The following is a 13,630-nucleotide window of genomic DNA, read 5'->3' on the forward strand; positions in this document are numbered from 1 at the left end:
AGTGCAATTTACTGCTGCTACATAGCAGTTGCGTAGCAAGTTAGTGCAACTTGTTGTAGCCAGTAACGGTAAAATACTTTCTTGTGACCGAACAAGGAACCCAGCCCACCGAAGAACAAGTTTCCGAGCAGATGCAGATTCGGCTCGAGAAACGCGCCAAATTGCTGGAACGAGGGCTTGAGGCTTATCCGGTGGGGGTGCCTCGGACGCACAGTCTGGCAGAGGTCCGGCAGAAGTTCCCGGCTCTTGAAGCCGACGAAACCACTGGCGAGATGGTCGGTGTGGCTGGCCGCGTGGTTTTTGTCCGCAATACCGGAAAATTGTGCTTCGTCACTCTGCAAGAGGGCAATGGCACTCGTTTGCAAGGCATGCTCAGCCTTGACAGGGTCGGCGAAGCCGCGCTGGCTGACTGGAAGGCGCTGGTCGATCTGGGCGATCATGTTTTCCTGCACGGTGAAGTGATCTCCTCCAAGCGCGGTGAGCTTTCGGTGCTCGCGGATTCCTGGCAGATGGTGTCGAAGGCGCTGCGCCCGATGCCCGTGCTGCACGCCGAGCTCAATGAGGAGAACCGGGTCCGCCAGCGCTATGTGGATCTGATGGTCCGCGAAGAGGCACGACAGATGGTGTACACCAGAGCCGCCGTTACCCGAGCGGTGCGGCAGACTCTCAATGATCTCGACTATGTCGAAGTGGAAGGCCCCGTGCTGCAACTGGTCCACGGCGGAGCCAGCGCACGCCCCTTCGAAACCCATGTCAATGCGTTCGACCAGAAGATGACGCTTCGCATCGCCTTGGAGCTGTATCTCAAGCGAGCCGTGGTGGGTGGAATTGATCGGGTCTATGAACTCGGCAGGATCTTCCGAAATGAAGGCGTCGATTCAACGCACAGTCCTGAATTCACCATGTTGGAATGCTACGAAGCTTACGCCGACCAATTCGTGATGGCTGAGCGCATGAAGCAGATCATTCTCAACTGCGCTGATTTACTGGGTAGCCGGCAAATTGAAACCGCTAAAGGAATCATTGATCTTGATGCCGAGTGGGAATGGCTAGCCGTTTATCCAGGGTTATCTGCTGCGCTCGGGGAGGAAATTACTCCGCAGACTGAGAGCGGGAGACTTCGTGAGTTGGCGGCGCAACACGATATCAAGGTTGATCCCGGTTGGGATGCTGAAAAACTGGTGGTGGAGCTTTTCGGAGAATTGGTAGAACCGAATCTGCTGCAACCCACTTTTGTCTATAACTATCCGCCGTCCGCTCAGCCGCTTGCCCGGCCGCATCGCAGTGAACCCCAGCTCATTGAGGCCTGGGATCTCATTATCGGCGGCATGGAACGCGGCACTGCTTTCTCAGAGTTGATCGATCCGGTGATCCAGAGGGAACGGCTGACTGAGCAATCCTTGCGCGCTGCGGGCGGTGACCCGGAGGCCATGCAATTGGATGAGGATTTCCTCCGTGCGCTGGAGCACGGGGCTCCTCCGATGGGAGGTATCGGGCTGGGAATCGACCGGCTGGTGATGCTGTTCACCAACTCGGGAATTCGTGAAACCATTCTTTTCCCATTGCTCAAGCCGGATGCATCGAGGAACTGATCGATGGAATATCTCGCAGTAATCGTGCCGTCGCTGGGTGTGGGAGTAGTTTTTTTCTTCGCCATGAAAGCGATTTTCAACGCTGATCGTTCAGAGCGGCAAGCTTTGGCGCGCGCCGAAGAAGAAGCAAAAAATGCTTCTGAACAGGGTAAATAGTTTCAGTAGCCGGGTTTCACGATCGAATTTTTGGCTATTTTTCTACCGTCAAGCTAAATAATTGGTTGTCTTCTAAAGTAATAATTGCTTGTTTTCTGCGAGGTATGAAATTTAGTTTCACAGCGGGTATCCAAGTAATATTTTGACTAAGATGTGTCTGTCAAGGTAATTTATTTTCAGACATGGCGCATGTCGCATTGCCTAAAATTTAGGGGAAAAAATGGCACAAAAAGTTAAAATCATCTTGGTGGACGATCTTGATGGCGGAAATGCCGATGAAACCGTGAGGTTCGGGCTGGACGGCGTCAATTATGAGGTTGATCTGTCCAGTGCACACGCTGCTCAATTGCGTGAAGCCGTTCAGCCTTTTGCGGCGGTCGGCCGTAAATCAGCGGGTCGTGTTTCAAAAACTCGTCAGCAAGGCGCGGTTAACCGCAGCAACGAGGTTGCGCAGATTCGTGCTTGGGCACGCGAGAACGGTCATACCGTGAGTGATCGGGGCCGGATTCAGGCCGAGATCGTCGCCGCCTACCACAAGGCTAACGACTGATTTATTCCGCAGTTTTCCCTGTGGCGAACATCGCCCCACTCCTAGCAAAAAGTGCGTAGCATCAAAGTACGCAGTAGCTAGGAGTGTGGCGAAATGTTCGAAAGATTTACCGACAGAGCTCGGAGAGTTGTCGTGTTGGCCCAAGAAGAGGCCCGCATGCTCAACCACAATTACATCGGTACCGAGCACATTCTGCTCGGCCTCATTCACGAGGGCGAAGGTATTGCCGCAAAGGCATTGGAATCGCTGAATATTTCCCTCGACGCCGTGCGCGAGCAGGTGCAGGAGATCATCGGTCAGGGCCAGCAGGCCCCCAGCGGTCACATTCCCTTCACTCCACGCGCTAAGAAGGTGCTGGAACTCTCGCTGCGTGAGGCCTTGCAGCTCGGCCATAATTACATCGGTACCGAGCACATTCTGCTCGGCCTGATCCGTGAGGGCGAGGGCGTAGCCGCTCAGGTTCTGGTGAAACTGGGAGCTGATCTGAGCCGGGTACGGCAGCAGGTCATCCAGTTGCTCTCCGGGTACCAGGGCAAAGAGACCGCGACCGCCGGTGTCGGTCAAGGGCAGCAAGAAGGCACCCCGGCGGGTTCCGTGGTGCTCGACCAGTTCGGTCGCAATCTCACCCAGGCCGCCCGGGAGAACAAGCTCGACCCGGTGATCGGCCGGGAGCAAGAGATGGAACGCGTGATGCAGGTCCTCTCTCGGCGCACGAAGAACAACCCGGTGCTGATCGGTGAGCCCGGCGTCGGCAAGACTGCCGTCGTCGAAGGCCTGGCGCAGGCCATTGTGCGCGGCGACGTGCCGGAGACCATCAAAGACAAGCAGCTCTACACCCTGGACCTCGGGTCCTTGGTCGCCGGCTCGCGTTACCGCGGTGACTTCGAAGAGCGCCTGAAGAAGGTGCTCAAGGAGATTCGCACCCGTGGTGACATCATCCTGTTCATCGACGAGATCCACACCCTGGTGGGCGCGGGTGCCGCCGAGGGCGCGATCGATGCCGCTTCGATCCTCAAGCCGATGCTGGCCCGTGGCGAACTGCAGACCATCGGTGCCACCACCTTGGACGAGTACCGCAAGCACATTGAGAAGGACGCCGCCCTGGAGCGCCGTTTCCAGCCGATTCAGGTGGCGGAGCCGAACGTCGGGCACGCCATCGAGATTCTCAAAGGCCTGCGTGACCGCTATGAGGCACATCACCGGGTTTCCATCACCGATGGTGCTTTGACGGCCGCGGCGACCCTGGCCGAGCGTTATATCTCGGATCGCTTCCTGCCGGATAAGGCCATCGACCTGATCGACGAAGCCGGAGCCCGGCTGCGCATCCGCCGGATGACCGCACCGCCGGAACTCAAGGTGATGGATGAAGAGATCGCCGCCGTCAAGGTGCAGAAGGAAGCGGCCATCGATGCTCAGGACTTCGAAGGTGCTGCGGCACTGCGCGACACCGAGCAGAAGCTGATCACCGAACGAGCCGATAAAGACCGCGCTTGGCGCAGTGGCAGCTTGGACAGTGTTTCCGAGGTCGACGAAGAACTCATCGCGGAGGTGCTGGCGAACTCCACCGGCATCCCGGTCTTCAAGCTCACCGAAGAGGAATCCAGCCGACTGCTCAAGATGGAAGATGAGCTGCATCGCCGGGTGGTCGGCCAGGACGAGGCGATTAAGTCGCTTTCGCAGGCTATCCGCCGGACTCGTGCCGGGCTCAAGGATCCGAAGCGCCCAGGTGGCTCGTTCATCTTCGCCGGCCCGACCGGCGTCGGCAAGACCGAGCTGGCGAAGGCCCTGGCGGAGTTCCTGTTCGGCGAGGAAGACGCGCTGATCACTTTGGATATGTCCGAATACTCTGAGAAGCACACCGTCTCTCGTTTGTTCGGTGCGCCTCCAGGGTATGTCGGCTACGAAGAGGGCGGGCAGCTGACCGAGAAGGTCCGCCGCCGTCCGTTCTCCGTGGTGCTCTTCGACGAGGTGGAGAAGGCGCACGCCGACTTGTTCAACTCGCTCTTGCAGATTCTGGAAGACGGCCGACTGACCGACTCCCAGGGCCGGGTGGTCGACTTCAAGAACACGGTGATCATCATGACCACCAACCTGGGCACCCGGGATATCTCGAAGAGCGTCGCCACCGGTTTCCAGTCCGGCACCGACACCCAGACCAGTTACAACCGGATGCGGGCACGGGTCACCGAGGAGCTCAAGCAGCACTTCCGCCCCGAGTTCCTCAACCGTGTTGACGACGTCGTGGTCTTCCCGCAGCTCACCCAGGACGAGATCATCGAGATCGTCGATCTGATGGTGGCCAAGCTGGAGAACAGGCTCAAGGAGAAGGACATGGGCATCGAGCTCACCGTCGCCGCCAAGAACCTGCTGGCCACCCGTGGCTATGACCCCGCGATGGGCGCCCGGCCGCTGCGCCGGACCATTCAGCGCGAGATCGAGGACCAGCTCTCCGAGAAGATCCTGTTCGGTGAGATCAAGGCCGGCGAGATCGTGGTGATCGACGTCGAGGGTGAAGGCGACGAGGCGAAGTTCACCTTCGCCGGTAACAGCAAACCGCGGATTCCGGAGATCGCCCCGGTTTCCTAAGCCGAACCGTCTCCGGGAGCCTGCAGTAGAGAGCAGGCTCCCGAAGACGGTTTTGAGCTTTTCACAACGCGCTCACATTCAGAATCGGTATAACTGATACAGGGACTCTGAAGGTGGGCGTGTTTCGTTTGAGCTAGGAGGGTAGTCATCTCAACTCTTCAGCTAACCACCGGATGGGTGACGGTGGTCTTCCCTGCACTGGGTCTGCTGGGTTTGGTTCTCTTGGTGAGCGGCCCGAGAAAGCACCTCAAAAGAGCGGTGCCGATCACGCTGATCGGCAGTGGGCTGCTCGTGCTGGGCGTCAGATATCTCACCGAGAGCGTGCTCGATCTCTGGGGCCAGCCACTGCATTGGCGGATCTATCTTTTCACTGGTCTCGCTCTCGCCGCCCTCGCCTTGCTGGTGCCCAGATTGCTGAGCTTCAAGCGCTGGTACACCAAATTATTGGCGCCGCTCGCCGCAATTCTCGTCATTGTCGCCTTCGGCCTGCAGATCAATCAGGTATTCGGCTACTACCCGACAGCGGGTAGCCTCTGGGGCGACAACGGCGTTGACGTCCAGGCCTTCAGCCCCTCCGATACAGTGAATAAGTCAAAGCTCACCGCGCGTACCCCGACGGTTCGGGAAGAGGACTGGCAGCCGCCGACGTCGATGCCTGATTCGGGCAAGTTGATCACGGTGCAGATCCCGGCGAGCGTCTCGAATGTGCATTCCGGTATCTCCTATGTCTATATTCCGCCCGCCTACCGGGTTCAGAACCCGGCTAATGTTCCGGTGCTGGTCTTGATTCACGGTAATCCCGGGGATTCCGTCGATTGGCAGCGAGGCGGTCTGGTGACTCAGCAGATGGATGCGTATGCCGCCGAGCACAAGGGAATCGCGCCGCTGGTGGTGATGCCCGATGTGACGAGCGGGAATGCTGAGAGCTGGTCATTGTGCATGGATTCGCCGCGCGGCAAAGGGGCGACCTTTCTTGCGGTTGACGTTCCAAACTATGTCAAGAAGACCTTCGGCCTGGGCCTCGCCGGCGGTCAGCAGTTCATGATCGGCGGGATGTCCTACGGTGGCACTTGCGCCCTGCAACTGGGCGTGACCTTCCCCGCCGTGTACCCGGCGTTCCTGGATTTCTCCGGTGAGCGGGGGCCCTATATCAACGGCGGTGATGCCGCGATTATCAGTAAATACTTCAATGGCGACGCCGACGCCTTCGCGGAAGTCTCTCCGCTCGAACTGCTAAAGACCACGAAGCTTCCGCATTCGAAGGCCATAGTGCTGGTGGGCTCCTCTGATTATTACCGGCCGCAGGGCGAAGAAGTCTATCGGGCACTGAAGGCAGCCGACGTCCAAGTCGAGTTGCAGACTGTGGACGGCGATCACGGCTGGGCGGTCTGGCGGCTCGCCCTGGGGAACAACATGCCCCGGATCATGCAGCAATTCGGAGTCAGCTAGGTCAGTTCGCACTGAGAATTCTCGGCGATGAATGGCCACCCAGAGATCTCAATGCCTCGACTTCACCCGAACAACCGCTCGGCTATGATCGGCCTATGAGCGAACAAAGCCCGAGTGTTGCCGAGCGAGTTGAGGCCTCCGCGCAGATTCTGCGGCATGGGCCAAATACCGAACGGACAATGTTCTTCTCAGATGCTGTTTTTGCCATTGCGATGACTCTCCTGGTGCTGGATCTGCGGGTGGAACTACCACCTAATCCCAGCGTGCAGGAGATTAACGAGGCAATGATCGAGCAGATTCCGGCCTTTGCGAGCTTCGTGCTCTCTTTTATCCTGGTCGGCGTCAACTGGGTCAATCACCATCGCCGGTTCAACGGCATCGCATCCTATGACTCGAGATTGCAGCAGCTGAATCTGCTGTTCCTCTTCTTCGTCGCCTTTATGCCGGTGCCCACCAGTCTGCTCTTTGCGAACGCTGGTTCGCCCTGGCCCGTAGTGCTCTACGCCGTGGTGGTCTCCGGGATCTCACTGAGCCTGAATCTGCTCTGGCGGCATGCTCGGCGAGCTGGATTGATGGATCAGAGAGTCTCCGAAGCGCTCTACCGATATTCGCTGTACTCGACAGCACCGGTCTGGACCGTCTTCCTGCTCTCCATACCCCTAGCTTTTATCTCCAATGATGTGGCCCTTTATTTCTGGATACTGATCTTTCCGGCGAGCCTTATCCAACATCGAATCAGCTGGCGTCGCTTTGTGGCACGAGAGACGGCGCGCTTTGAGGCCGAGGACGCTGAGGCTTCACCGCCTGCCGGCTAGCTGCTCTGCCGCTGGAGTGCATCTGCCGCTGGAGTGCAAGGGGAGCCGCCCGATCTGATCGAGTAACCCGGCCAAGGAACTGGGACTCTGAGGCCTCGTCGAGGCATAGGATACTCAAGTGAGTAGCTTTCTGATTCGCCCAGCAAGAACCTCTGATGTGCCTGCGATCAAGGCCTTGGTGGCTCCGCTGGCCTCTCGCCGAATTCTGATGGCGAAGGAGACAGTGGCTTATTTCGAGGGGATCCAGGAGATGCTGGTGGCGCAGACCACCGGCGGACAGCTCTCTCCGGTGGTGATCGGCTGTGGTGCTTTGCACGTCATGTGGGATGACCTGGCTGAAGTGCGCACCTTGGCAACCGCTCCGGATTGGCTCGGTCAGGGAGTGGGGCATGCTTTGGTGGAGCAGCTTCTGGAGAACGCCCGTGCGCTCGGGGTGAGCCGGGTTTTCTGTCTGACTTTCGAAGTCGAGTTTTTCCGTCGGCACGGGTTCGAGGTGATGGCCGATCAGTCGGCGGTGGACCCTCAGGTCTATTCCGAATTGCTGCGCTCTCATGATGAGGGGGTCGCCGAATTCCTCGACCTGGCGAGGGTGAAGCCGAATACCCTTGGCAATACCCGGATGCTGAGGGAGCTCTAGGACTCGACCTGGGGATAGGCTTAGTGAGGATACTTTCGAGGGAGAGAGGTTGCCGTGAAGAAGCTCATCAATGACCCCAAGGATGTGGTCAAGGAATCGGTTGAGGGGTTCGCTCTGGCGCATCCAGATCTGGTGCTGGTCAACCCGGAACCGTTGTACATCTTCCGTCGGCAGCCCAAAGTCGGCAAGGTGGGGCTGATCTCCGGTGGGGGTTCGGGCCACGAGCCATTGCACGCCGGGTATGTAGGTAGCGGAATGCTCGACGCGGCCGTGCCGGGCGCCGTCTTCACCTCACCGACTCCCGATGCGATCATCCCGGCCACTCTGGCCGCCGATTCCGGTGCCGGGGTGCTGCAGATCGTGAAGAACTACACCGGAGACGTGCTGAATTTCGAGACCGCCGCCGAAATGGCGGAGGCTGAGGGCATACGGGTCCGTACCGTGCTGGTCAATGACGACGTCGCCGTCGAAGACTCGCTCTATACCGCAGGTCGGCGCGGGGTGGCCGGAACGGTGCTGGTGGAGAAGATCGCCGGAGCCGCCGCCGAGCGCGGAGACGATTTAGACGCCGTCACCGCGGTGGCACAGCGGGTCAACGATAATGTGCGGACCATGGGAGTTGCGCTGAGTGCTTGCACCGTGCCGCACGCGGGGGTGCCGAGCTTTGAACTCGACGAGAACGAGATTGAGATCGGCATCGGAATTCACGGCGAACCTGGACGGCATCGCATCGAGATGGAAGCCGCCGACGGCATCACCGACCGCTTGCTTGAGCCGGTGCTCACCGATCTTGGGGTACAAGCCGATGAGTCGGTGCTGCTCTTCGTGAACGGGATGGGAGGCACACCGCTGAGCGAGCTCTACATCGTTTATCGCAGAGCCGCCCAGCTGCTGGCGGAAAAAGGCATCCAAGTCACCCGCTCGCTGGTGGGAAACTACATCACCGCCCTGGAGATGCAGGGCTGCTCGCTCTCTGTGCTGCGATTGGACCACCAGCTCACCGAGTTATGGGACGCCCCGGTGCATACCGCTGCTTTGCGCTGGGGAGTCTGAGTGGGAAGCCGAGGAGGAAGAGTTTAGATGCTGGATAAGAACTGGGCCGTGGCCTGGATGAAAGCGACTGCCGCAGAAATCGCTGAGCACCGCGTCGCGCTGAGCGAACTGGATCGGGCGATCGGCGACGGCGACCATGGCGAGAATCTGGACCGTGGCTTCCAAGCCGTGCTCGGCAAGCTGGATGCTGCATACGTTTCCCCCGCCGAGGTCTTCAAAATGGTGGCCATGACCTTGATGTCAGTAGTGGGTGGCGCGGCCGGCCCGCTCTACGGCACGGCCTTCCTGAGGGCTTCCAGCGCACTCGGCGATGCCGGCAGCCTGGACGCCGAGGCCGTCTCGGCGGTGCTCACTGCGGCACGGGATGGCATCGTGGCTCGCGGCAAGGCAGCCCCGGGGGATAAGACCATGATCGACGCCTGGACTCCAGCCGTGGAAGCCGCCGACGAGGCGGTGCAGAACGGCCTCGCAGCGGAGGAAGTGCTCGCCGCCGCCGCAGCAGCAGCTCACGAAGGAGCCAGGGAGACCGAGCCGCTGATAGCCCATAAGGGCAGGGCGAGCTATCTTGCTGAACGCAGCGCGGGGCATCGAGATCCTGGTGCGCAGTCAACGGCGCTCATTCTGGCTGCCGCAGCCCGAACCGCGAGGGAGGCAGCATGACGGTCTCACTGGTCCTCGTCTCGCACAGCGAGAAGCTCGCAGAAGGCCTGGCTGAACTCGCTGGGCAAATGGCACCCGATGTGCGGATCCTGCCAGCCGGCGGGATGGACTCCGATGCCGTCGGCAAGAGTGCGCTGGGCACCTCGCTCAGTAAGATCACCGCAGCGTTGGACGCCGCAGATGCCGGCGACGGCGTGCTGATCCTGGCAGATTTGGGCTCCGCCGTGATGACCGCGGAATCCGCTCTTGAATTCATCGGCAACCCGGAGCGACTGCAATTGGCTGAGGCGCCGCTCGTCGAAGGGGCGGTGGCCGCCGCCGTGGAAGCCCAGTCGGGAGCCGCTCTCGCCCGGGTCCGCCAGGCTGCGGAAACCGCGCTCTCGGCGGGTGCAGCCTTCGGTACCACTCCGGTGCCCGCCGCAGCGCAGCCGGAGAACCGTCTCACGGAGGTGACGGCGGATGTCGTATTGATCAATCCAATGGGCCTGCACGCACGACCCGCGGCGACTCTGGCCGCTGCCTTGGGGGCGATGGATGTGGAGATCGAGATCAACGGCGTTGACGGGCAATCCGTGATGATGCTGATGACCCTGGGGGCGGCCCAGGGCACCAGCTTGCATCTGGTGGCGAGCGGTCCCGACGCCGGGCGCGCGGTCGAGCTGGTGAAGGCCGAGGTGGAAGCCGGGTTCGGCGAGCTCTGAGGGAATCGTCAACCGGCTCGGGCTTGAGTGGCCGTTCGAGCGGCCCCATGCTTTGAGCAGCCCGGATCGACTGGGCTAAGCGGGCAGCGCCAGGCCATTCTCGGTGCGTTCAGCCAGCCCATCTTTCACGAGATCCTCCAGGATGCGCTCCAGCCGGCTCGGCTCGCTCCCCAGGGCATGCAGGTGCTTCAACGGTTTGCTGAGCGAGGCCTCGTGTAGCAGTACCGGCGGAGTGAAGAACACATCCCACGGGGTGGGTGTGCTGGCCGCCCGCAGCACTGCCATCACGGCGCCACGAAGCTGCCGGTCGGTGCCTGCCCAGGGTTGTCCTTTGGGCTGATAAGTGGGCTCTGGTTCCCCGGCGGCGATCCAGGCGCAGCGATCGCGGACCGGGCAATCCGAGCATTTCGGTGAGCGTGCGGTGCACACCAGTGCCCCGAGTTCCATCACCGAGGCGTTCCAGCGGACTGATCCGGCTTCCTCCAGGGGCAGCACAGAGTCGGCCAGAGTCATCTCAGCCGCGGTCAGGCTGGGTGACGGCAGCGCCAGACCGGAGAACAGCCTGGCTTCAACTCGCCGGATGTTCGTGTCCACCACGGTAGCCCGAACTCCGAAGGCAAAGGCTGCGACCGCGGCCGCTGTGTAGTCACCGATCCCGGGGAGGGACTTCAGCTCCGCCACGGTGGAGGGGACCTCGCCGTCGTACTCTTCAGTGATTCTGCTCGCCGCAGCGTGCAAACGCAGCGCCCTGCGCGGGTAGCCCAGGCGATCCCAGGCTCGCACCGCTTCTCCGGCGGGCTCCGCAGCCAGTGCCGCCGGAGTCGGCCAGCGCTCCAGCCACTGCTGCCAGCGAGGCAGCACCCGCACCACAGGGGTCTGCTGCAACATGATTTCGCTGACCAGTACGCCCCAGGGACTGCAGTCGGCCGAACGCCACGGCAGCTGCCGGGCGTGGTCGGAAAACCAGTCGGCAATGTCCAGCTGAATGGAGGGCAGCAGTGAATGGGGAGTTCTATCCATGGCAGGTTTCATCAGGTCAAACGTAATATCTTTTGAAGAGACTTACTATTCTGAGCTTTTTATTCACCGAGGAGTGCCAATGGCCGGCGAGATGCTGGGTGCCAACCCAGAAGATCTGCGGGAACTAGCGCGTCAGATGAACGCCTCCGCGGAGAAGCTGGAGAATGCGGCTGCGGGAATTCAAGGGCGAATCTCCAGCGTGCGCTGGGGCGGGCCGGATTCGCATGCTTTCCGTGGCAACTGGTCGGGGACTTTCCGGCCCAAGCTGATGCACGCCAGCGATATGTTGCGAAATACCGGAAAGAGCCTGATCGAACAGGCCAAGGCTCAGGAGAAGGCTTCGGCGGTCGACGGCGGCTCGGGGGGTGACGCTGAAAGTGCCGGGCAGGATGGCCGGAATTCCGGTACCCCCGCGAAGTCGACGGTGAATTACTGGGGTCCGCACGCCAAGGTTGAGGCTAAGGGCTCAACTCTGGACGGCGCGCTCAGCGGAAAGGCTTCTGCCGAGGCCTGGGCGGGCACCAGAACCGAGACCTTGGCGAAGGTGACCGCTGAGAACGGCACGGTAAAAGCGGAGGCCAAGGCCAATGCCGCGGTTGGCGCGGGTGCGGAGGTCAAGGCTTCGGGTGAGTTGCTGGGCGGGCTCGCCAAGGGGGATGCGAATGCCAAGGCCTTCGTCGGCGCTAAGGCCGGAGCGAGCGCAGAAGCTTCAGCCAGCCTGGCCGAAGGCCTCAACGGTAAAGCCGAAGCCTCCGCGATGGCCGGGATTGAGGCCTCCGCGCATGCGGGCGGTTCCGCGCTCTATGGTTTGGCTTCGGGAAGCGCCGATGCCAGCGCCTTTGCCGGGGCGCGGGCCAGCGCCGATGCGAAAGCGCATCTGGGCCTCGATGGCGCCAGCGTCTCGGCGGGCGGGGATGCCTTTGCTGGCGCTGAGGCGAAAGCCTCGGCTAAGGCGCAGATCGCCGGGGTGGAAGCTGGAGCCAATGCGTCAGCGATGGCCGGGGTCGGTGCGCGCGCACAGGGCAGCGCCTCGGTTACCTATGATGAAGTCAAGGTTAGTTTCAAAGTTGGTGCGGCTCTAGGACTCGGCGTGAGCGTTGGCGGGGATTTGAAGATTTCGCCGCGCAAGATCATCTCCAATATGAATCCCGGCAAGTGGTTCTAAACAAGATTTCAACTAAAAGACTCATAAGGACTGATAATGACGGTTTCACGGTTCCCCTCGGCGCAATTCCCAGGTTTTCCCTCGGTTGAGGTCGAGGTCCCCGAAGGCTGGCTGCCCCGCGCGGTACAGGACACTGTCGCGGCGTGGGTGTTTCCCGATGAATCCGGCGATTTTGCCTCCAACCTGGTGCTGAGCATCACCCGGCTGGCCAGCTCGCGATCTCTGGCGGAGACCACCCAGAACATTGAGCAGGCGACCTCCCAGCTCAATGAGGTAGAGCTTTTCGACAGCGTGGACGTGACGCTCAATGGCCGGGACTGGCACGTCCACGAATACGTCTTCGTCCACCCGCAGGTGGGCACCTTGATCCAGGTGATGGCCGCCACCAATGTTCAGCTGGGAGATTTCACCGATACCGTGCAGCTCACCGGATCGATTTCGCCGGTGAACCAGGAGCGCGATCTGGACACCGTGCGGGATATCATCCGCAGCGTCCAGCTGACCCCTTATTCGGGGTAGCTCTTCAACGATTCCGCTGCTTAGCGGCGTGGGGGAGCGGGGGCTGCCCTGGTCATTCCGTAGTCTGGAAACATGGCGAATTCCAGTGGCAACCGACGACGGCGACCGTCCGCCGCGGTGTACCGTCGCCGGAGGCTGGTCGTCGGAGTGCTCGCCGTCCTGGTGGTGATCGGCTTGATCGCTGGAATCACCCTGCTGGTTCGGCACTTCGCCAAGCCGGAAGCGAGCAACCCCTCGGCGCCCACGACGTCGAACTCCAGCGCTCCATCGAATGAGCCCTCTGCGGCTTCCCCGCAGAGCAGCAATCCGCCCACGGCGGAGAAGCCTTCCTGCGATCAAAGCAAGGTGACCGTCAAAGCCTCAACCGACGCGGAGAGTTACAGCACCGGCAAAAACCCGGTCTTCACACTCACGGTCACCAATGGCGGCAGCGTTGCCTGCGAAGTGAACGTCGGCACCTCGCAGATGGAATTCCTGGTGCTCAGCGGTGAGGACCGGATTTTTTCTTCGAAGGACTGCCAGGAGAAGGCAGTGGATCTCAAGAAGACGATTGCTCCGGGAGTTTCAGAGAAGGCTGTTTTCCCCTGGCAGCGCAATCGCTCCGTCGAAGGTTGCACAGCCGTCGCGGCCAAACCCGGGGTCGGTCCGAATGCGCTTTACACCTTGACCGTCAAGCTCGGGGACCGCACCAGCAGCAAAGCCGTTTTCACGCTGGTCTCCTAGGATC

Annotated in this window: 14 protein-coding genes; 13 read left to right on the forward strand and 1 reads right to left on the reverse strand. The window is 60.8% G+C overall.

What is annotated here, in order from left to right:
- Positions 1 to 131 precede the first annotated feature (131 nt).
- From lysS to dhaM, 10 genes are all read left to right on the forward strand, one after another.
- Positions 132 to 1,592 carry a lysine--tRNA ligase gene (lysS, locus tag ABDK06_RS08615; RefSeq protein ID WP_394940823.1) on the forward strand — a complete coding sequence of 487 codons (1,461 nt, stop codon included), beginning with the start codon at positions 132 to 134 and terminating at the stop codon, positions 1,590 to 1,592.
- Between the two features lie 3 nt (positions 1,593 to 1,595).
- Positions 1,596 to 1,748: a hypothetical protein gene (locus ABDK06_RS08620; RefSeq protein ID WP_394940551.1), complete on the forward strand. Its 153-nt coding sequence runs from the start codon at positions 1,596 to 1,598 to the stop codon at positions 1,746 to 1,748.
- Positions 1,749 to 1,968: 220 nt separating this feature from the next.
- On the forward strand, positions 1,969 to 2,298 hold the full coding sequence (locus tag ABDK06_RS08625; protein WP_394940552.1) for a histone-like nucleoid-structuring protein Lsr2: 330 nt from the start codon (positions 1,969 to 1,971) through the stop codon (positions 2,296 to 2,298).
- 93 nt (positions 2,299 to 2,391) lie between these two features.
- Entirely contained in the window at positions 2,392 to 4,884 is a 2,493-nt protein-coding gene (locus ABDK06_RS08630) for an ATP-dependent Clp protease ATP-binding subunit (RefSeq protein WP_394940553.1), read from the forward strand.
- Positions 4,885 to 5,109: 225 nt separating this feature from the next.
- A complete protein-coding gene (locus tag ABDK06_RS08635) occupies positions 5,110 to 6,333 on the forward strand; it encodes an alpha/beta hydrolase (RefSeq protein WP_394940554.1) in 1,224 nt (407 codons plus the stop codon).
- Positions 6,334 to 6,428: 95 nt separating this feature from the next.
- Positions 6,429 to 7,148, forward strand: a complete 720-nt coding sequence (locus ABDK06_RS08640; protein ID WP_394940555.1) for a TMEM175 family protein — start codon at positions 6,429 to 6,431, stop codon at positions 7,146 to 7,148.
- Between the two features lie 118 nt (positions 7,149 to 7,266).
- Positions 7,267 to 7,785 carry an amino-acid N-acetyltransferase gene (locus tag ABDK06_RS08645; RefSeq protein WP_394940556.1) on the forward strand — a complete coding sequence of 173 codons (519 nt, stop codon included), beginning with the start codon at positions 7,267 to 7,269 and terminating at the stop codon, positions 7,783 to 7,785.
- A gap of 54 nt (positions 7,786 to 7,839) precedes the next feature.
- Complete coding sequence (gene dhaK, locus ABDK06_RS08650; RefSeq protein ID WP_394940557.1) at positions 7,840 to 8,838, forward strand: dihydroxyacetone kinase subunit DhaK; 999 nt, start codon at positions 7,840 to 7,842, stop codon at positions 8,836 to 8,838.
- Positions 8,839 to 8,865: 27 nt separating this feature from the next.
- On the forward strand, positions 8,866 to 9,498 hold the full coding sequence (dhaL, locus tag ABDK06_RS08655) for a dihydroxyacetone kinase subunit DhaL (RefSeq protein ID WP_394940558.1): 633 nt from the start codon (positions 8,866 to 8,868) through the stop codon (positions 9,496 to 9,498).
- Positions 9,495 to 10,199, forward strand: a complete 705-nt coding sequence (gene dhaM, locus ABDK06_RS08660) for a dihydroxyacetone kinase phosphoryl donor subunit DhaM (RefSeq protein WP_394940559.1) — start codon at positions 9,495 to 9,497, stop codon at positions 10,197 to 10,199. Before dhaL ends, dhaM begins: the two co-directional genes overlap by 4 nt.
- Positions 10,200 to 10,274: 75 nt before the next feature.
- Here the strand turns inward: dhaM and ABDK06_RS08665 are convergent, their stop codons facing one another.
- Positions 10,275 to 11,219: an HhH-GPD family protein gene (locus ABDK06_RS08665; protein ID WP_394940560.1), complete on the reverse strand. Its 945-nt coding sequence runs from the start codon at positions 11,217 to 11,219 to the stop codon at positions 10,275 to 10,277.
- 79 nt (positions 11,220 to 11,298) lie between these two features.
- On the opposite strand from ABDK06_RS08665, the gene ABDK06_RS08670 reads away from it, so the two are divergent.
- From ABDK06_RS08670 to ABDK06_RS08680, 3 genes are all read left to right on the forward strand, one after another.
- Positions 11,299 to 12,384, forward strand: coding sequence for a hypothetical protein (locus tag ABDK06_RS08670; RefSeq protein WP_394940561.1), 1,086 nt, complete (start codon positions 11,299 to 11,301; stop codon positions 12,382 to 12,384).
- A gap of 36 nt (positions 12,385 to 12,420) precedes the next feature.
- Positions 12,421 to 12,903, forward strand: coding sequence for a hypothetical protein (locus tag ABDK06_RS08675; protein WP_394940562.1), 483 nt, complete (start codon positions 12,421 to 12,423; stop codon positions 12,901 to 12,903).
- Between the two features lie 72 nt (positions 12,904 to 12,975).
- The gene (locus ABDK06_RS08680) at positions 12,976 to 13,626 is read left to right on the forward strand and encodes a hypothetical protein (RefSeq protein WP_394940563.1); all 651 of its coding nucleotides are present in this window, start codon (positions 12,976 to 12,978) and stop codon (positions 13,624 to 13,626) included.
- The last annotated feature ends 4 nt before the right edge of the window (positions 13,627 to 13,630 follow it).

Origin of the sequence: Psychromicrobium ferritrahens (genome assembly GCF_043789415.1) — a bacterium.
Lineage (GTDB): Bacteria > Actinomycetota > Actinomycetes > Actinomycetales > Micrococcaceae > Renibacterium.